Consider the following 17,293-nt stretch of genomic DNA (forward strand, 5'->3'; position numbering starts at 1 on the left):
CGGGAGCGGTTCGGCCAGCGTTCGAGGAAGCGTCAAACGGCGCGCTTGCGCAGCTTCCGGCGCTCGCGCTCGGAGAGGCCGCCCCAGATGCCGAAGCGCTCGTCGTTCGCGAGCGCATACTCCAGGCACTGCGACTTGACGTCGCAGCTGGTGCAGATCCGCTTCGCGTCGCGCGTGGATCCACCCTTCTCGGGGAAGAACGCCTCGGGGTCGGTCTGCGCGCACAGCGCATCGGTCTGCCAGGAGAGCTGGGTGTCGTCCTCGCCCTCCGCAGCGGGCTGACGGACGCCGGGGACTCCCAGATTGACCGGATCGACGAACCAGTCGTCGGGTACTCCGGCACGATACTCAGGAATCGCCATACCGTCTCCCCACCTACTCGTACCCTGCGCCACGCGGCGCGATACATAATTACACCCTTGTAGTTATGGTCGAGTCAAGTCGCACATCGTAAAGCCTCAATCACGAGGTGAGGGTTCGCGACGCGCCGAGTGTGACCCGAACTGGGTGTCGGGGCACGTCGGGGCGGATCGTGCGGCCGCGCGACGTCAGTCGGCGGCGCGCCTGGCCCGCCATGCACTCTCCACCATCTGGCGCAGATCGTGTCGCATCCGCCAGTCGAGGTCGCGCGCTGCGAGCGCGCCGGACGCGACGATCCGTGCGGGGTCGCCCGCCCTCCGCGGCATAATCTCGGGGGTGAAGTCGATCCCGGTCACCTCCGCCATCGCGGTCATGATCTCGCCGACGCTCGACCCGTCGCCGCTCCCGAGGTTGTACGCCGCCTCGAGGGGCTCACCCGCATCGAGCCGCTTGGCCGCGGCGACGTGCGCGGCCGCGAGATCCGCGACGTGCAGGTAGTCGCGGACGCAGGTGCCGTCCGGCGTGGGGTAGTCGTCGCCGTTGATGCGGGGCGTGCGTCCGGCGAGGAGCGCGTCGAAGACGAGGGGGAAGAGGTTGTGCGGGCTCGTGTCGTAGACCTCGTCCGTCCCGGAGCCGACGACGTTGAAGTACCGCAACGAGGTGTGGCGAAGCCCGGTCGCGACACCCTGGTCGCGGAGCAGCCACTCGCCGATGAGCTTGGACTCGCCGTAGGGCGACTCAGGGGCCTTCGGGGTGTCCTCGGTGACCAGGTCGACGTCCGTGGTCCCGTACACCGCGGCGCTCGACGAGAAGACGATGCGCTCCACCCGGTGCTCCTCCATCGCGGCGAGCAGCATCGCGGTGGCCGTGACGTTCTGGGCATAGGTGTGGAGTGGGCGCTGCACGGAGACACCCGCGTACTTGTACCCGGCGACATGGACGACGCCGCTCAGCTCGAACTCGGAGAAGGTGCGCTCGAGGACCGAGCCGTCGAGCAGGGTTCCGCGGACGAACGGCACTCCGGCCGGGACGAAGCGCTCGTGCCCGCTCGACAGGTCGTCGAGGACGACGACGTCGATCCCCTCCGCCTGGAAGGCCCGAACCACATGGGCTCCGATGTATCCGGCTCCGCCCGTCACCAGCCACGCCACGATGCTTCCTCCAGGGAGTCCTCCACCTGCCGTGCTGCAGACGGAGTGACCAGACTACTGGAGGCGCGTGCGTCGTGCGCCGGCACGGCTGGGGACACGGCGATAGCCGTCGGTCAGGACGGCACGGAGGGTCGCGGCGGAAGCGACGACGACGATGAGGACGGTGATGATGCCGATGACGAGTGCGATGATGGACATGTCTGAAACTCTAGGAATGGCGAAAAACTGCCACCAGTGGCAGGATGGACGCAAAGCAGCACATTCCTGCCAAATCGATCATCCGGAGGTCCCATGCTGTCGAAGGTCGCCCTGCTCGCCATCCCGGGGTTGCAACCGTTCGAGTTCAGCGTCGTCTGCGAGGTCTTCGGCATCGACCGGTCGGACCAGGGCGGTCCCGCCTTCGACCTCCGCATCGTCACGAAGGACCCCGGTCCGGTTCGAATGAACCTGAGCGACGACGGTTCGCGGGGCTTCGACATGATCGTCGACGACGACCTGTCGTTCGCGGCCGAGGCGGACCTCGTGGTGATCACCGGTCGTGGTGGATCGCGTGCCGGAGCGGTCGACGAGGCCTACCTCGACGTCCTCCGAGCAGCGGAGGCACGTGGTGCCTGGGTCCTCAGCGTGTGCAGCGGGTCGTTCGTCCTCGGTCAGGCCGGGCTGCTCGACGGTCGGCGCAGCACGACCCACTGGATGTACACCAGCGAGCAGCAGACGATGTTTCCGGGCACCACCGTCGACCCGGACGTGCTGTTCGTCGAGGACCGCAAGGTCATCACGGGCGCGGGGACCGCTGCCGGCATCGACGCGTGTCTGCACCTGGTACGACAGGAGTACGGCGCGGCGAGCGCGAACGTCATCGCCCGCCGGATGGTCGTCCCGCCACAGCGTGACGGCGGTCAGGCGCAGTACGTCCTCTCCCCCGTCGCGGCGCAGCAGTGCGAGTCCCTTGCCCCGGTCGTCGACTGGATGCTCGACCACCTCGCCGAGGACCTGCCCATCGGGCGCCTCGCGCGGCAGGCGCACATGTCCGAGCGGACCTTCGCACGCCGCTTCCGCTCGGAGCTCGGCAGCACGCCGGCCGCCTGGCTGAACCGGCAACGCCTGTTCCGAGCCCAGGAGATGCTCGAACGGACCGACCACGGTGTCGAGCGGATCGCTGCGGACACCGGGTTCGGCACCGCGGCGGTCCTCCGTCATCATTTCGACCGCGTCCTCGGCACCACGCCCGCCGCCTACCGGCGGAGTTTCGGGGTGCGGGAGAGCGCCTGAGCCGCGTGGACCGGACCGGCGGGCCGCGCGGTCAGCCCTGAGTGGTCGCCAGGAAGAGGGTCCCGGTCCCGGAGAAGCGCAGCTCCGCCTCGTCGGGCGTGATGAAGGCGTAGCCACCTCGACCGAGCTCGATGGACGAGGTGGCTCCGGTGATCCGCACCGAGCCGTCGACCACGATCGCGATCCCGGGGCCGGGGAGCCGGAACGACGACTCCTGCTCGGACGGCTCATCGGACAGGTCCACCCGCAGCAGCTCGAAGTCCGGCACGTCCGGGACGAAGAGGCTGAGCCCCCCACCCAGGTCCGTCGGGGTGAGCCACGGCACCGGCCGCGGCTCGAACTCCAGGACCTCGAGCAGCTCGGGCACGTCGACGTGCTTCGGGGTGAGCCCGCCGCGCAGGACGTTGTCGCTCGCGGCCATGAGCTCGACGCCGATGCCGCGGAGGTAGGCGTGGATGTTCCCGGCTGGGAGGTACAGCGCCTCTCCTGCTCGCAACGTCACGAGGTTGAGGAGGAGGGCGACCGCGATGCCGGGATCACCCGGATACTCCTGCGCGAGCCGCCCGACCAGGGCACGCTCGGCGTCGAACGCGCCCGAACCGGGAGCCGCGGCGGACACGACGAGGGCGTCGAGCAGCCCGCCGGGGAGCTGCTCGAGCAGGATCCGCACGGTGTCGCGGAGCCCGTCGGGGGCGGCCAGCATCCCCCGGAGCATGGTGATGCGCGCCGCAGCAGCCGGATCGGGCGCCGAGGCCACCAGCTCGGCGAGCAGCGCATCGGTCGCATCGAGCTCGCGGAACCCGCAGAGCGCCTCGAAGCCGTCCCGGAGGGCGACGATGAGTTCCGGCTTGTGGAGCGCGTCCTTGTAGTTGCGGTGCGGAGCGTCGAGCGGCACCCCTCGTACGTTCTCGGCGGCGAAGCCCGCGGCGGCGCGGTGCAGGTCGGGGTGGGCCTGCAGCGAGAGCGGATGGGCCGCTGCGAGGACCTTGAGGAGGAACGGCAGCGAGCCGTGCCCGCCGAGCGCGGTGGGATCGGCGGCGAGCCAGCGCTCGAGGTCGGCGTGTCCCCCCACCGTCGACGGATCCGCGATCGGCGTCGGCGCCCCGGGGTGTGCGCCGAGCCAGAGTTCCGCCTCCGGACGTCCTGAGCGCTCGGACCCGAGCACCTCCGCGATCGCCGTCGACGACCCCCACGCGTAGTCACGAGGAGTGGCACGGAGCGGCACGAACATGGTGGGGCCCTTTCGACGGACGAGGGTGACGCGCCAGCCGGACCCTGGGGCCGCTTGGCGTCGTCCTACAAGCCGTGCGACGCGGTCGCCCGGCACCGTGCACCAAACTACCAAGCCGTTGTCCGCGCCGAGCACACCTGCCTAGGCTGGCCGGGACGCCGATCCGGCGCCAGCGGACGCAATGGAGCAACGGACCATGATCTTCGAACCCCTCGCCAGCGACTTCTACGGCTTCGAGAGCCTTCTGACGGCTCCCGAGCAGGAGGCCATCGCCCGCCTCCGAGCCTGGGCCGAGACCGAGGCGAAGCCGATCGTGAACGAGTACTGGGAGCGGGCCGAGTTCCCGAAGCACCTCATCACCCCGCTCCTCGAGCTCGACGTCGCCCGGTGGGCCTGGCCGGAGACGACGCCGTTCGAGAACAGCGCCGTGTTCCGCGGCCTCGCCTCGATGGAGCTCTCCCGGATCGACGCGTCGATCTCCACCTTCGTCGGGGTGCAGGACGGTCTCACCATGGGCTCGATCAGCGAGTGCGGCTCCCGGGAGCAGCAGGACGAATGGCTCCCGAAGCTCGCCTCCGGCGAGGTCCTCGGTGCCTTCGGACTCACTGAACCGCAATCGGGGTCGGACAGCGCACAGGGGCTCCGCACCACGGCGACGAGGGACGGCGACGACTGGATCCTGTCCGGCTCGAAACGGTGGATCGGCAACGCGACCTTCAGCGACATCACGATCATCTGGGCGAAGGACACCGCCGACGGTCAGGTGAAGGGCTTCATCGTGCCGACCGACTCCCCCGGCTACTCCGCGACCAAGATCGAGGGCAAGATCAGCCTGCGCATGGTGCAGAACGCCGACATCACCCTCGAGAACGTCCGGGTCCCCGAGCGCCTCCGGCTGCAGCACGCGAACTCCTTCCGCGACACGGCGAAGGTACTGCGACTCACGCGCGCCGGCGTCGCCTGGTCGAGTGTCGGCGTCGCTGTCGGCGCGTACGAGGCGGCGGTCGCCTACGCCAAGGAGCGCGTGCAGTTCGGCAAGCCGATCGCGGGCCACCAGCTGATCCAGGACCTGCTCTCGAAGTGCCTCGGGAACATCACGGCATCGATGGCGATGTGCGTCCGGGTCTCGCAGATGCTCGACGAGGGCACCCAGCGCGACGAGCACTCCGCGCTCGCCAAAGCGTTCTGCACCGCGCGGATGCGCGAGACGGTCGCGTGGGCACGGGAGATCATGGGCGGGAACGGCATCGTGCTGGACTACCACGCCGCCCGGTTCTTCGCGGATGCCGAAGCCCTCTACAGCTATGAGGGCACGCGGGAGATGAACGCGCTCATCGTCGGGCGGGCCATCACCGGCACTGCGGCGTTCGTCTGACCACCGCGCTGGACCAGGGCCTCGGTGGCGGCCGCAGCCGCTACCCTGGGGGCACGATGCTGTCCACCGAACCCGCCCCGCCCCGCCCGCCGGCAGCGCTGACGACACGCGCACTCGTCGTCAGGCACGTCGCGGTGTTCGCGACGTTCGCGGTCCTCGCCGGGACGTTCTGGACGAACCTCTTCACCATCTGGGGGTACACGGCGGTGGCCCTGGTCTCAGGCGGCGCCGCGCTCGCGTGCCTGATGGTCGTCCGCCCGAACTGGCGGCGCACCAGGGTGCCGTGGTCGCTCGTCGGTTACGGGGTGCTGTCGATCGTGTCGCTCGCCTGGTCCGCCTACCCCAGCGGCACGGCCGCGACCCTGCTCGGTGCGGCGCTGTGCACGATCCTCGGCGTGACCCTCGCCGGCTGCTTCACTTGGCCCGAGGTCATCCGGGTCCTCGGCCGTGCCGTGACGTGGGTGCTGTCACTGTCCCTCCTCTTCGAGTTCGTCGTCGCAGCGATCATCCGGCACCCGGTCCTCCCGAACTTCTACGCCGGGGACTCGGCGGACCCGCCCCTGCTCGACTACTGGTCGCGGGACCTCCTGTTCTCCGGAGGACGCATCCAGGGCATCTCGGGGAACGCCAACCTCCTCGCCGTGGTGGCGCTGCTCGGGATCATCGTCTTCGGGCTCCGGCTGGCGGCGCGCCGCGACGAGCCCGGCGCAGCCAGGCTGACCGGCCCGGAACGTCGCTGGACCCTGCTCGTCCGCCTCGGTCTCTCCGTCGTGATGTTCCTCCTGAGCTTCTCGACCACCATCCTGCTCGCCGCCGTGGTGACGGCGGTGGTCCTCGCCGCTGCACTCGCGATCCGTCGGGCGCCTCGCCCGGAGGCGAGGACACCGGTGTACCTCGGCTTCCTCGGCATCGGGGTCGTCGGCGCGGTGGGAGCGGTCGTCTTCCGGACGCAACTCCTCGGCCTCCTCGGGAAGAGCCCGGACCTCACCGGTCGACTCGACATCTGGGCGACCGTCTGGCGCCTCATCGAACAGCGGCCGGTCTTCGGTTGGGGTTTCTCGAGCCCGTGGGCACCGTGGGAGCCGCTCTTCACCGACCTCGTCATCCGACGCGGCGTCCGACAGCTCCAGGCGCACAACGCCTGGCTCGACGTCTGGTTCCAACTCGGCGTCGTCGGCCTCGTGCTCTTCGCCGCGGTCGTCCTGTCCATGTTGACCCGCACCTGGTTCCTCGCCGTCGACCGTCCACGCGTCGACCTCGACGCGCGGCGTCCGTACACGGCACTCTCGCTCGCCCCCGTCCTCATCGCGGTCTCCCTCGTCGTGCAGTCGGTCGCGGAGAGTCGGTTGCTCATCGAGTCCGGCTGGGTCCTCCTCGTGCTCCTCGTCGTGAAGACCAAGCAGGAACCCGCCTGGCCGATCCCCGCCGTCGCCGCGTCGTCCGATCTCGCACCCGCGCACCGGCGCGACGTCGTCGGCGGATGAGCCCGGCGTGAGACCGGCGGACTTCGACGCGTTCTCCGTCGCCGCGCGCGTCCTGTCGTCTGCGCCGTTGGCCGCCGCGTTCGCCACCATCGCCGTCGCGACCGCCTTCGGTGAGCACCTCGTCACGAGCCTGATCGGTGTCGCCGGGTTCAGCGCGATGCTCGTGGGCCTCGCGACGATCGGCACGGGCATCCTCCTCGCACGCCTCCCCATCATCGAGTGGCGTGGCCTCCTGCCGATCTCAGTCCTGCTGTTCCTCGCCTGGAGCGCGCTGTCGCTGGTGTGGAGCGCCACGCCGCTCGCAACCGTGCCCGCCATCGGCGGGCAGCTCGCGTGGGCCTTCATCGCCATCGTGATCGCGCTGACCCGTGACACCATCCAGATCGTCCGGGCGACGGGCACCGCCTTCCGCGCGCTCCTCGGCACCTCGCTGGCCCTCGAGGTCGTGAGCGGCGTCCTCATCGACACCCCGCTGCCGTTCCTCGGGATCAGCGGGAACCTCGCCTTCGGTGGCCCGTTGGAAGGGGTCTTCGGAAGCCGGAGCGCCCTCGGCATCGCAGCCCTGCTCGGTCTCGTCACCTTCGTCGTCGAATGGCGGACCCGTTCCGTGCGGCACGGGGTGACGATCGGGTCCATCGCCCTCGCCGCCGGGCTCATCCTCGGCACGCGCTCACCGAGCGTCGCGCTCCTCGCCGCAGCCCTCGGCATTGCGACCGCCGTGCTCTACGGCTTCCGGCAACTCCGACCGGAACCGCGCCGCACCTGGCAGTTCGTCCTCCTCACCGTCCTCGCGCTCGTCGGCCTCATCGGGTACCTGTTCCGATCCGAGGTGTTCCGCGTCCTCGGTCTCGGGCTCGAGATCGAGCAGCGTTACGCACTCTGGCAGGAGACCCTGCGACGCCTGGCTCCGAGCGAGATCAACGGCTGGGGATGGACGGGCGGCTGGGTCTCCGATGCCGTCCCATACCGGTTCATCGACGCTGGCCTCGGCCGCACGAACGACTCGGCGCTGAACGCCTACCTGGACGTGTACCTGCAGCTCGGACTGATCGGGCTCGCCCTGTTCCTCCTCCTCGGCGGCCTGGCGCTCGTGCGGACCTGGCTCATCGCGACCAACCGGCGGAGCGTCGTGCACGTCTGGGCTGCGCTCATCGTCGTGACCCTGCTCGCATCGGGCGCTGCCGAGAGCAGCCTGCTGCTGAGCGGCGGGTGGTTGCTCCTCGTGGTCTGCGCCGTCATCGGTGCCGGCGGGCTGAGCTGGCGGCACAAGCTCCCCGAACGCTGAACCCGGCCGCGCGGTTCCGGATCACCGTGCATCGGTTCCCGGGGCGACGCCCGCTCGCACCGTCTGCGCGAGGATCCTCAGATCCACCGCAGCCGACCAGTTCTCCACGTAGTACAGGTCGAGATCGACCGAGTCGTCCCAGGAGAGGTTGGACCGCCCGCTGACCTGCCACAGTCCGCTCATACCCGGCTTCACCAGGAGGCGTCGCTGCGCGAGCAGGTCGTAGCGCTCGACCTCCCAGCCCCGATGGGGCCTCGGACCGACGAGGCTCATCGAACCACCGAGCACGTTCAACAGCTGCGGCAGCTCGTCGAGCGAGTATTTCCGGAGGAGCCGTCCGATCGGCGTCACGAGCGGATTGTCCGGGGCCTTCGTCAGCAGTTCGTCCGCGTGCTGCTGCACCGCGAGGGCTGCCCCGGTGTCGGCGTCGGCGGCCATCGAGCGGAACTTCAGGATACGGAACGGGCGGCCGCGCAGACCGATGCGCTCCTGCCGGTACAGCACGGTCCCCCGACTCGTCGTCTTCACTGCGAGCGCGACCGCGAGCATGACCGGGGCCAGGAGCACGAGCAGCGTCGCGGACCCGATGATGTCGAACGTCCGCTTCGCCGCAGCCTTGGCCCCGGACATCTCGAGATGGTCCACGTGGATGAGCGGGATGCCGGCCACCGCCTGCAGGTACAGGCGGGTCGAGGCCACACCCGTGAGCGTCGGTGCGATGATGAACTTCACCCCGCGCTCGCTGAGGTCCCAACCCAGGCGTCGGAGATCTGCGGGGGTGAGTTCGGCGGGGCCGACGAGGATCACGGTGTCCGCTTGGACCTCCATCGCGGCGTCGAGGATCGACGGCCGCCCGGCGAGGACCGGGGCGTCCGCGATGCGTGCATCGTCGTCGATACCCGGGGTCGCGACTCCCACCACCCGATGCCCTGCCCAGTCGCCCCGTCGCATGCGCTCGGCGACATGCACCGCGTGGTCGCGGTCACCCACGAGCAGCGTGCGGTAGACGAGCGCGCTTCCGCGCCGCCGCGCACGGAGGTGTCGACGGGCGCCCCAGCGGACCGCCAGGAGCAGGGCGACCCCGAGCGGCATGGCTGTGAGCAGGAACCCGCGTCCGATCTCGAGCTTGAGGAGGTAGGACGCCATCGCCACGGTGCCGAAGACCGTCGTCGTCACGACGACGACCCGTCGATACGGCGTCCACCCGTCCGCCAGGACCCGCGGGTGGCGCGACCGGGCAGCGGCCAGGGGCGACCACCACGCGACGGCGAGCGCGAAGGTGACTGCGGGATAGCCGAGGTCGAAGCGTCCGAACGACCCGACGACCTGCACGGTCCCGTGCCAGTACGCGTCCCACCACAGGAGCTGGGTCACGCTGAGCGCCACCGTGACGGCCAGGAGGTCGAGGACGAGGATCACGCGTGAGCACCGGCGCTCCCAGAGGCGTCGAGCTTCGACGAAGGGCATGACGGTGGCCTTCCTAGGTTCGGACCGATCCAGTCAGCCGGACCGGTCCCGGCTGGGGTCGCAAACGAGTCGACCGATGTTCGAGCATAATGTATTCCATCAACTCATATCCGCTGATGCAAGCGGGCCGGACGGAGTGCCATGACCTATCTCGAGACCATGCGTCGACGCACGGAAGCGGCGTTCACCGCATTGCACCGAGGCGTCTCCGAGCTCCACTACACGCAGTTCCCCGACCACAAGAACTCCGGCGACTCGGCCATCGCTCTCGGACAGGCCCGGTTCTGGCGGGAACACGGCATCGCGGTCCGCACCACGTCGAGCGCCGGGAGCATGCCGGAGCGGGTCCGAGACTCGTCGATCCCGGTCCTCATCCAGGGCGGCGGCAATCTCGGAGGCCTCTACCCGGTGCTGAGCGAAGCCCGCTACGACCTCGCGGAGCGCCTCCCTGCCGACACGTTGCTCATCCAGGCACCGCAGTCGGTCGTGTTCCCCACGGATGCAGACCGCCGGGCGTTCTCCCGACGGTTCGCCGCCCGGCCCAACCTGCGGGTCGCCGTCCGCGACCGGACCTCCTACGACCTCCTCCGCGACGAGGTCGAGGATCTCACCCTCTCGCCGGACGCGGTGCATCTCCTCGGCTCGATCAGCGCCCCCGAGCCGACGCAGCGGCGCATCGTCATCGCCCGGACGGACGACGAGACCTCGGGTCGGCTCGCGGGCTCCGAGAGCGCCGACTGGCCAGCCGACCCCCTGGACCTCCGGGCGCACGAGTGGCTCGGCTGGCGGGCGGCGAAGCACCCGGCCCTGAAGCCGCTCATGGCGCGGGACCACGAGGCGTGGATGCGACGGGCGGAGCGCCGCTTCACCGCGGCGGTCCGACTCATCTCCCGCGGCGAGGAGGTCGTCACGGATCGCCTGCACGCCATGCTGATCGCCCTGCAGATGGGACGCCACGTCATCGCGATCGACAACAACAACCGCAAGCTGACCAGGTACGCGGAGACCTGGTTCGGCGAGCTCCAGCCGTCGTTACGGTTCGAGCACGCTCCGCACACGCTCCGTCCGTGACCGCCCGGCAGTCGCCCGAACCCCTGACCCGGCGGGAACTGGCCCGTGCCCGGGCCGACGCCGCCGCCCGCCGGACCGAGTACCGCCATCGACTGATCCAGCGGACACCCGGGATCGGCGATCGCGGGCACCACCGTCCGTTCGTCGGCGGGTCGCTCCTCATGATCGCCTCACTCCTCGCGCTCGCCTGGGTGGCAGCCGAACAACCAGGACTGCCCGGGCACTTCGCGAATGACGAGGGCACGATCATCAGCGTGAACCGGGGGACGTTCACCGAGGCCGACTCCTCGTTCCAGCTCATCGCCGCGGTCTACCGCTGGATGGGCCTCGCCGAAATGCCGACGCTCGCCGCGCTCGTCGGTGTCGCGAGCTACCTGCTCGTCCTGACGGTGGCGATCTCACGCACCCGGACGACGACGGCCGAGTGGGTGGACTGGGCCATCATCATCTGCTGCGTCGCGCTCGCCGCCGTCTACCACGGCGCATACACGAAGGACCTGCTGACCGTGGGAGCGGTCCTCGCGCTCGTCGTCAACCGGGGACGAGGCCTGCCGGCCGAGCTGGTACCGGTGGCCGCGATGCTGCTGTACGCCCAGGGCTTCCGCACGTACTGGTTCCTCGTGGCCGGTCTCTACCTGGCGCTCCGTCTCGCACTGCGGGCGCGGCGCGGCCGGACAGCCACCCTGGCGCTCATCCTGGTGCTCTACGCCGGGCTGTCCGTCGTCTTCCCGCTGGTCGTCGGTGTCGACCTCGACCACTACCGCCTGATGGTGAACGAGCACCGCACCGCGGAATCGGTCAACACCTTGATCGTGCAGTTCTTCCCCGGTGCCGGCCCCGTGTCCGGGTTCGTCAACAGTGTCCTCACCTTCGCCTCGTTCGTCATCCCGATCCCGCTGATGCTCCGCGGCGGGGCGATCTACCTGGTCGTGGCGCTCGTCCTGCTCGCCATCTGGGGGTCGCTCATCGCCGCGATCCGGTCGGCGAGGATCCGAGCGCCCCGCGGCTCGTCGGTCCTCACGGCGTTCCAGAACCGGTTGTTCGCGGCGATCCTCGCGTTCCTGATCGTGCAGTCGATCTTCGAGCCGGACTACGGCTCGTTCCTCCGGCATCTCACACCGATGCTCATCGTCGCCGTGTGCCTCCTCCTGAGCCTGCGGCCCGGAGCGACGGGAGCCTCAGCCCGGCGGGGGCCGACATCCGCCGCATGCCGTCGGGGTCAGCGACCCGTGGGCACGACGGATGCTGCCGCGACGCGCACGTCGGCTGCGACGCGCGCCCAGGAGAACGGACCCGCTGCAGCGAGCACCCCCGCCGTGGAGAGCGCCTGGTAACGACCGGCGTCGGCGAGGAGCTCCTCCAGCGCGTCGGCGAGCGCGGTCGACGTCACCGCCGTGGCCACGATGCCCGATCCTGACGCGATCGCCTGCTCGGCGAGTCCGCCGACCGGCGTCACGACGGACGGCACCCCGAGTGCCATTGCATAGGCGAGCACACCGGACTGACTGGCCTCGGTGTACGGCAGCAGGGCGACGTCGAAGCCGTCCACCACGTCGACGATCTCCTCCTGGGCGACCCAGCGGTTCTCCAGTTCGTCGTCCGGGTGGTGCAGGAGTGCGAGGGCGTCGTCGGTCCCGGACCCGACGACCCGAAGCCGGACGCGGACACCGCGAGCCCGCAGTTCGGTGATCGCCGCCACACCGAGACCGAGCCCCTTGTACGCCGACAGCCGACCGAAGCATCCGACGACCGGAACGCCCTCCCGGTGCGTCGACCGGACCACGGCACGGCCCGCGTCGACCCGGTACGCGGCGTGGACGGTCTCGTGGACACGGTCCGCGCGGAACTCACCACGGGACGTGAGTGCAGCGGCGACCGGGGCGGAGAACACGATCGCTCCGTCCGTCGCCCGACGCTCGGCACGACGCAGGAGGTGCTCGAGCCGCGAGAAGTCCCCGGGGTGCATCGTGGCGTCATGGACGCAGAGCAGACTCCGACGACCACCGAAGCGGAACACGGGCGCGACCACCCCCTGCCAGAGCTGCTCCATCGCGATGACGACGACGTCGATGCGATGCCGACGGAGGAAGCGGTCGAGCCGGAGCGCCGCCCAGAGGAGGCGCGGGAGGCCGACCACCGCGCCGCGCTTGTCGCGATACGTGCGGATCGTGAAGGACGGCACCCCGAGGGCGACGAACCGCTCCGCCACCTCGGCGTCGAGGGAATAGGACACGACGACATCGCAGCCGCCCTCCTGAAGCGCCTGAGCCAGTTCCTGGGCGAAGAGCGGGCCTCCCCCGGTCCGACCCCACTGCACGACCGCGACGCGCATCAGGCCACCTGCGGTATCCGGTACGCCTCGGCGAGGGCCGCCCGTTGGCGGGCCGGGGTGTGATCCTTGAGGCGTTCCGACCAGCGGGAGACGTTCCGCTCCGCCCAGGTGGCGAACGCCTCCGGGCCGGCCAGCCTCCGGGCGACCATCACCTCGAGGCCGCGGTCGAGGGTGAGGACGTCCGGGAGCGCCCCGAACGCGGCGATCGGGCGGACGAGCGTCGGGACGCCGGCCTGCACGGCCTCCAGGACGGCGAGCGGAAACCCTTCCCAGGCGGCAGTGTGGAGGTAGACGTCGCTCCGCGCAAGGCGCGAGCCCACCTCGGCGTGCGGGATCCAACCGGTGACCTCGACGCCGGCCGCCTCCAGTCGGGTGACGTCGTCGACGCGGCCGCCGCCCATCCACACGGGAGCGACCTCGACCCCGCCCGACCGGATCGACGCGACCGCCTCGGCGAACCGCATCGGATCCTTCTGCGGAGCGATGCGTCCGAGACTCGCGACCCGCAGCGGCCGATGGAGGTCCGGGTCATCGTTCCGGCGAGCGCTGGGAGGCGGAACCGCGACCACGTTCGGCACGTGGACCACCCGTGGCCGCAAGGGTCCGCGCCGTTCCGCGGTTGCCGCCTCCCCCTCGGAACAGGCGGCGATGGTCTCGACGTTGAACGAGAGCAACCATTCCACGGCACGGAACGCTCGACGACTCCATCGCGGGAGGTCGGCACGCTCGAACGCGTAACAGTGCGGGGTGTAGACGATGCGGGACCGCGGCGAGCTGCGCATGGCGACACGGGCGTACGCACCGGCGAAACTCGAGTGGGCGTGCACGATGTCCGCGCCCGTCCGACGCCGAGCGCTCCTGATCGCGCGCACGGCACCGAGCCGGCTCCGACCGAGCGCGGTGACCGACGCGAAGCGGTCGAACAGGCTCTCGTCGACCGATGCCCCCACCGGAACCTCGGCGAGCAGATGGTGTTCGACCCCGGCGGGCGCGTTCCGGACGTACGCGTCGATGGCGACCGGAATACCTCCCGCATAGCAATCGGTGACATGGAGAACGGTTGCGGTCATGGGGCGCCCTTCGATCGTCGACCGTCGAACGGGCGCGACGTGGCCAGCGCGCGCTTCCGGCAGCGAACAGTCTGATGTTCATCTAACATATGACATATATCAGTGCCACCACCAGCCTTGGGAGTTCACCGCATGCCCGCTCCGATCCGCCGCCTGTTCCGGCGGTGCACGCAGGTGTGGTCCAACGGATCCGGCCTCATGCGCGCGTGTGTCCTCCTCTGGTTGTTCGCAGGCGCAACCCCACGGCTCGCCGTCTTCGAAGGACGCTCTCCGTCGTTGCGGATCCTCGGGTCCTTCGAAGCGGGAACCCGGCTGAAGATGCGGGCCGTGACCCTGCGCTCAGCACTGTCGACCAGCCCCGAGGGCGAACTCATCCTGGGGGACCGCGTGTTCATCAACCAGGGCACCACGATCCACGCTCAGCGCTCCATCCGCATCGGCGATCGCGTCTCCATCGGTGATGGCGTCCGCATTTACGACACCGGATTCCATCCCGTCCGGCCCGAGCAGTCGGTCAAGACGGAACCGATCGTCATCGAGGACGACGTCTGGATCGCCGCCGGCGTCACGATCCTCCCCGGCGTCACCATCGGCCGGGGGTCGGTCATCGGCACCGGCGCCGTCGTGACCCGGCCCATCCCCGCAGGCTCCCTCGTCGCCGGGCCGGCCGCCGTCGTCATCGACGGGTTCGACGTCCCGGACGACTTCAGACGCACCGGGCGATGAGGCACACAGAGACAACAGACGTCGCCGGACTTCTCCGCGCCCAAACGATATGGTGGCATCCTCCCCCCGCGCCGGACCAGCCAGCTGGAGCATCATGCTGTCCATCGTCATCCCGTGCCGGAACGGCTCGCGGACGCTCGCATCCCAACTCGACGCCATCCTGGCGCAGGCGACGGACCTCCCCATCGAGATCATCGTGGCCGACAATGGCTCGACCGACACCACCGCAGAGCTGGTCCAGACGCTCCATGCTCACGACGACCGCGTCCGTCTGGTGAGCGCCCACGGGACCATCGGGATCAATCACGGGCGCAACGTCGGCATCCGAGCGGCCAATGGCCAGTACATCCTGTTGTGCGACGCCGACGACCTCGTGCAACCCGGCTGGCTCGCCGGCCACGCGCAGGCATTCACCCAAGGAGCCCTATGCGTGGGCGGCGGCGTCGAGTTCACCCTCGACGACGGTACGGTCATCGACCACATCCCGGGGGTCGTGACCGTGAACTGGGACGTCCCCTCGCCCATCGGCGCGAACTGCGGGTTCCGCCGGGAGGTCTTCGACGGCATCGGGGGCTTTGACGAGTCGTTCCGCGGAGGCGGCGACGAGACCGACTTCTTCTGGCGCGCGCATGCCGCGGGCTTCCCGACCACGGCGGTGCCGGACGCACTGGTCTCCTACGCCTTGCGATCGAAGCTCTCGGACGTCGCTCGGCAGTTCTTCGGATACGGCCTCGGAACCGTCGCCCTGTATGTCGCCCATCGAACCTGGGGAATGCCGAGATCACGGTGGTGGCAGGCTCCCGTCGTGATCGCGATCGCAGCAGCGCAGCTTGTCGCGCCGGACCCGCGACGACGACGCAAGGCTGTCGAGCGGATCGCAGTCCGCGCAGGTCGACTCGTCGGTAGCGTGCGGCATCGCACCATGTATCTCTGACGAGCACCGGAACCGCCCGGCGCAGTGCGCCCCCCGACCAGAGCGACGCCACGGTCACCACCACCACACCTTGTTCCGCCGCGCGTCGAGTCGATAGGAATCAGCCCGTGGACGCGAGGTGATCGGGACAGCGGGAACGCCGCCGACGAGGGTCCATTCCGGGACGTCTCGACTCACGACGGCGCCGGCCGCGACGACCGCCCCCTCACCGATCGTCACCCCCGGAAGGATCACCGCCCGAGCACTGATCCATGCGCGGTCGCCGATCCGGACCGCTTCTGACACGAAGGCGAAGTCATGCGAACGGAGGTCGTGCTGTGCCGTCCAGATCTGCGCGCCGCTGTTGATGCTCACGTGCGATCCGATGGACAGGCCGCCCCGCGCATCCAGCGTGACATCCTCCGCGACGAAGCAATCCTCCCCGAGCGCCAGACGGCGAGCCGCGCGGACCTGCAGTCCGTGATGGATCGCGCACCCTCCGCCGATGGCCGCCCCCCACGACCGGAGTGCCGCCACACGAACGTCATTGCTCGGCACTGAGGAGGCCGCCCGCAGGGCGACCATCTCGGCTGACCCGACGATCAAGCCCACTCGTTTCCGTACCATTCTTCATCCCCGCTCGAATCAGTCGACACGATCAACTAAAATACCGAGTATACAAACATCACATCTCATGAAGGGGACCTATGCTCTCGATCGTCATCCCCTGTCGGAACGGGGCGGCCACACTGCATCGACAGCTCGACGCGCTCCTCACCCAGGAAAGCGACGAGGCGTTCGAGATCGTCGTCGCGGACAACGGTTCCTCCGACTCCACGGCCGAGATCGTCAGGCGATACGCCCGTCTCGATGCTCGCGTCAACCTCGTCGACGCGAGCGGGAGACCCGGGATCAACCACGCCAGGAACAGCGGCGTGGCAGCCTCGCGCGGGCGGATCGTACTGATGTGCGACGCGGACGACGTCGTTCGACCGGGCTGGCTCACCGCCCATACCAGGGCGTTCGCCGCGGGTGCGGAATGCGTCGGCGGGGCGGTCGATCGACGACTGCCCGACGGACGCCTCGTCACCAGCGATGAGGGTGTCTACCGCACGCTGTGGAACGTCCCTTGGCCGGTCGGCGCAAACTGCGGCTTCGCACGAACGGTCTACGACCGCGTCGGCGGGTTCGACGAGTCGTTCGTCGGCGGCGGTGACGAGACCGACTTCTTCTGGCGCGCGGCACGACTCGGCTTCGAGACGATCGCGGTGCCCGACGCTGTCCTCGACTACACCCTGCGTGGCGACCTCCGCTCGGTCGCGAGGCAGTTCTTCGCCTACGGCCGCGCGAATGTCAGGCTGTACCGGGAGCACCGGCCCGCCGGTATGCCACGGTCGCCCTGGTGGTCCATGCCCGCGGCCGTCAGCTCCGGGGTCCTCCTCCTCCTGTCGAGCCGCCCGTCGAGCTTGCGGCGCCGTCGAGCAGTCGAGCGGCTCTGCTCTCGGGCCGGTCGACTCGTCGAGAGCCTCCGTCTCCGGACGCTCTACCTGTGACGC

The 17,293-nt window shown here is 69.7% G+C and carries 17 protein-coding genes; 9 read left to right on the forward strand and 8 right to left on the reverse strand.

Annotation, left to right across the window (positions count from 1 at the left end):
• Positions 1 to 32 precede the first annotated feature (32 nt).
• From IFR14_RS14050 to IFR14_RS14060, 3 genes are all read right to left on the reverse strand, one after another.
• Complete coding sequence (locus IFR14_RS14050) at positions 33 to 362, reverse strand: WhiB family transcriptional regulator (RefSeq protein WP_079002812.1); 330 nt, start codon at positions 360 to 362, stop codon at positions 33 to 35.
• Positions 363 to 548: 186 nt separating this feature from the next.
• Complete coding sequence (gene galE, locus IFR14_RS14055) at positions 549 to 1,511, reverse strand: UDP-glucose 4-epimerase GalE (protein ID WP_064295220.1); 963 nt, start codon at positions 1,509 to 1,511, stop codon at positions 549 to 551.
• A 54-nt stretch (positions 1,512 to 1,565) separates the two neighbouring features.
• Positions 1,566 to 1,709 carry a hypothetical protein gene (locus IFR14_RS14060; RefSeq protein ID WP_161578604.1) on the reverse strand — a complete coding sequence of 48 codons (144 nt, stop codon included), beginning with the start codon at positions 1,707 to 1,709 and terminating at the stop codon, positions 1,566 to 1,568.
• 93 nt (positions 1,710 to 1,802) lie between these two features.
• Here IFR14_RS14060 and IFR14_RS14065 point away from each other — a divergent pair, with 93 nt between their 5' ends.
• Complete coding sequence (locus IFR14_RS14065) at positions 1,803 to 2,783, forward strand: GlxA family transcriptional regulator (RefSeq protein ID WP_137243358.1); 981 nt, start codon at positions 1,803 to 1,805, stop codon at positions 2,781 to 2,783.
• A 31-nt stretch (positions 2,784 to 2,814) separates the two neighbouring features.
• Here IFR14_RS14065 and manA read toward each other — a convergent pair whose 3' ends face one another.
• On the reverse strand, positions 2,815 to 4,014 hold the full coding sequence (manA, locus tag IFR14_RS14070) for a mannose-6-phosphate isomerase, class I (RefSeq protein ID WP_137243359.1): 1,200 nt from the start codon (positions 4,012 to 4,014) through the stop codon (positions 2,815 to 2,817).
• A gap of 196 nt (positions 4,015 to 4,210) precedes the next feature.
• Here manA and IFR14_RS14075 point away from each other — a divergent pair, with 196 nt between their 5' ends.
• Genes IFR14_RS14075 through IFR14_RS14085 form a run of 3 tightly spaced genes read left to right on the forward strand, consistent with a single transcriptional unit; the run spans position 4,211 to position 8,158 of the window.
• Positions 4,211 to 5,389 carry an acyl-CoA dehydrogenase family protein gene (locus IFR14_RS14075; RefSeq protein ID WP_137243360.1) on the forward strand — a complete coding sequence of 393 codons (1,179 nt, stop codon included), beginning with the start codon at positions 4,211 to 4,213 and terminating at the stop codon, positions 5,387 to 5,389.
• 56 nt (positions 5,390 to 5,445) lie between these two features.
• A complete protein-coding gene (locus IFR14_RS14080) occupies positions 5,446 to 6,873 on the forward strand; it encodes an O-antigen ligase family protein (protein ID WP_191941448.1) in 1,428 nt (475 codons plus the stop codon).
• 7 nt (positions 6,874 to 6,880) lie between these two features.
• Positions 6,881 to 8,158, forward strand: coding sequence for an O-antigen ligase family protein (locus tag IFR14_RS14085; protein WP_191941449.1), 1,278 nt, complete (start codon positions 6,881 to 6,883; stop codon positions 8,156 to 8,158).
• 21 nt (positions 8,159 to 8,179) lie between these two features.
• Here IFR14_RS14085 and IFR14_RS14090 read toward each other — a convergent pair whose 3' ends face one another.
• Complete coding sequence (locus IFR14_RS14090) at positions 8,180 to 9,625, reverse strand: sugar transferase (RefSeq protein ID WP_191941450.1); 1,446 nt, start codon at positions 9,623 to 9,625, stop codon at positions 8,180 to 8,182.
• A gap of 141 nt (positions 9,626 to 9,766) precedes the next feature.
• Here IFR14_RS14090 and IFR14_RS14095 point away from each other — a divergent pair, with 141 nt between their 5' ends.
• Both IFR14_RS14095 and IFR14_RS14100 read left to right on the forward strand, forming a co-directional pair.
• Positions 9,767 to 10,696 (forward strand): polysaccharide pyruvyl transferase family protein, encoded by a 930-nt coding sequence (locus IFR14_RS14095; RefSeq protein ID WP_191941451.1) that lies wholly within the window; start codon positions 9,767 to 9,769, stop codon positions 10,694 to 10,696.
• Complete coding sequence (locus IFR14_RS14100) at positions 10,693 to 12,030, forward strand: hypothetical protein (protein ID WP_191941452.1); 1,338 nt, start codon at positions 10,693 to 10,695, stop codon at positions 12,028 to 12,030. Before IFR14_RS14095 ends, IFR14_RS14100 begins: the two co-directional genes overlap by 4 nt.
• Here IFR14_RS14100 and IFR14_RS14105 read toward each other — a convergent pair.
• Positions 11,916 to 13,028, reverse strand: coding sequence for a glycosyltransferase family 4 protein (locus IFR14_RS14105; protein ID WP_191941453.1), 1,113 nt, complete (start codon positions 13,026 to 13,028; stop codon positions 11,916 to 11,918). The genes IFR14_RS14100 and IFR14_RS14105 overlap by 115 nt on opposite strands.
• Complete coding sequence (locus tag IFR14_RS14110) at positions 13,028 to 14,098, reverse strand: glycosyltransferase family 4 protein (protein WP_191941454.1); 1,071 nt, start codon at positions 14,096 to 14,098, stop codon at positions 13,028 to 13,030. The genes IFR14_RS14105 and IFR14_RS14110 overlap by 1 nt, the downstream gene beginning before the upstream one ends.
• 132 nt (positions 14,099 to 14,230) lie before the next feature.
• Here IFR14_RS14110 and IFR14_RS14115 point away from each other — a divergent pair, with 132 nt between their 5' ends.
• On the forward strand, positions 14,231 to 14,824 hold the full coding sequence (locus IFR14_RS14115) for an acyltransferase (protein WP_191941455.1): 594 nt from the start codon (positions 14,231 to 14,233) through the stop codon (positions 14,822 to 14,824).
• Between the two features lie 94 nt (positions 14,825 to 14,918).
• A complete protein-coding gene (locus IFR14_RS14120) occupies positions 14,919 to 15,758 on the forward strand; it encodes a glycosyltransferase family 2 protein (RefSeq protein ID WP_191941456.1) in 840 nt (279 codons plus the stop codon).
• Between the two features lie 54 nt (positions 15,759 to 15,812).
• On the opposite strand, the gene IFR14_RS21420 is transcribed toward IFR14_RS14120, so the two are convergent.
• Positions 15,813 to 16,112, reverse strand: coding sequence for an acyltransferase (locus IFR14_RS21420; RefSeq protein WP_307783387.1), 300 nt, complete (start codon positions 16,110 to 16,112; stop codon positions 15,813 to 15,815).
• 332 nt (positions 16,113 to 16,444) lie between these two features.
• On the opposite strand from IFR14_RS21420, the gene IFR14_RS14130 reads away from it, so the two are divergent.
• On the forward strand, positions 16,445 to 17,290 hold the full coding sequence (locus IFR14_RS14130) for a glycosyltransferase (protein ID WP_191941457.1): 846 nt from the start codon (positions 16,445 to 16,447) through the stop codon (positions 17,288 to 17,290).
• Positions 17,291 to 17,293 lie beyond the last annotated feature (3 nt).

The sequence above is a fragment of the Plantibacter sp. CFBP 8775 genome, from assembly GCF_014839505.1.
Classification (GTDB): Bacteria; Actinomycetota; Actinomycetes; order Actinomycetales; family Microbacteriaceae; genus Plantibacter; species Plantibacter auratus.

Bases quoted from the DNA above. Each gene is read 5' to 3' on its own strand.
- IFR14_RS14065 (WP_137243358.1), top strand. From the start codon at position 1,803: ATGCTGTCGAAGGTCGCCCTGCTCGCCATCCCGGGGTTGCAACCGTTC.
- IFR14_RS14060 (WP_161578604.1), bottom strand. From the start codon at position 1,709: ATGTCCATCATCGCACTCGTCATCGGCATCATCACCGTCCTCATCGTC.
- IFR14_RS14050 (WP_079002812.1), bottom strand. From the start codon at position 362: ATGGCGATTCCTGAGTATCGTGCCGGAGTACCCGACGACTGGTTCGTC.
- IFR14_RS14080 (WP_191941448.1), top strand. From the start codon at position 5,446: ATGCTGTCCACCGAACCCGCCCCGCCCCGCCCGCCGGCAGCGCTGACG.
- IFR14_RS14075 (WP_137243360.1), top strand. From the start codon at position 4,211: ATGATCTTCGAACCCCTCGCCAGCGACTTCTACGGCTTCGAGAGCCTT.
- IFR14_RS14090 (WP_191941450.1), bottom strand. From the start codon at position 9,625: ATGCCCTTCGTCGAAGCTCGACGCCTCTGGGAGCGCCGGTGCTCACGC.
- manA (WP_137243359.1), bottom strand. From the start codon at position 4,014: ATGTTCGTGCCGCTCCGTGCCACTCCTCGTGACTACGCGTGGGGGTCG.
- IFR14_RS14120 (WP_191941456.1), top strand. From the start codon at position 14,919: ATGCTGTCCATCGTCATCCCGTGCCGGAACGGCTCGCGGACGCTCGCA.
- IFR14_RS14115 (WP_191941455.1), top strand. From the start codon at position 14,231: ATGCCCGCTCCGATCCGCCGCCTGTTCCGGCGGTGCACGCAGGTGTGG.
- IFR14_RS14095 (WP_191941451.1), top strand. From the start codon at position 9,767: ATGACCTATCTCGAGACCATGCGTCGACGCACGGAAGCGGCGTTCACC.
- IFR14_RS14105 (WP_191941453.1), bottom strand. From the start codon at position 13,028: ATGCGCGTCGCGGTCGTGCAGTGGGGTCGGACCGGGGGAGGCCCGCTC.
- IFR14_RS14110 (WP_191941454.1), bottom strand. From the start codon at position 14,098: ATGACCGCAACCGTTCTCCATGTCACCGATTGCTATGCGGGAGGTATT.
- IFR14_RS14130 (WP_191941457.1), top strand. From the start codon at position 16,445: ATGCTCTCGATCGTCATCCCCTGTCGGAACGGGGCGGCCACACTGCAT.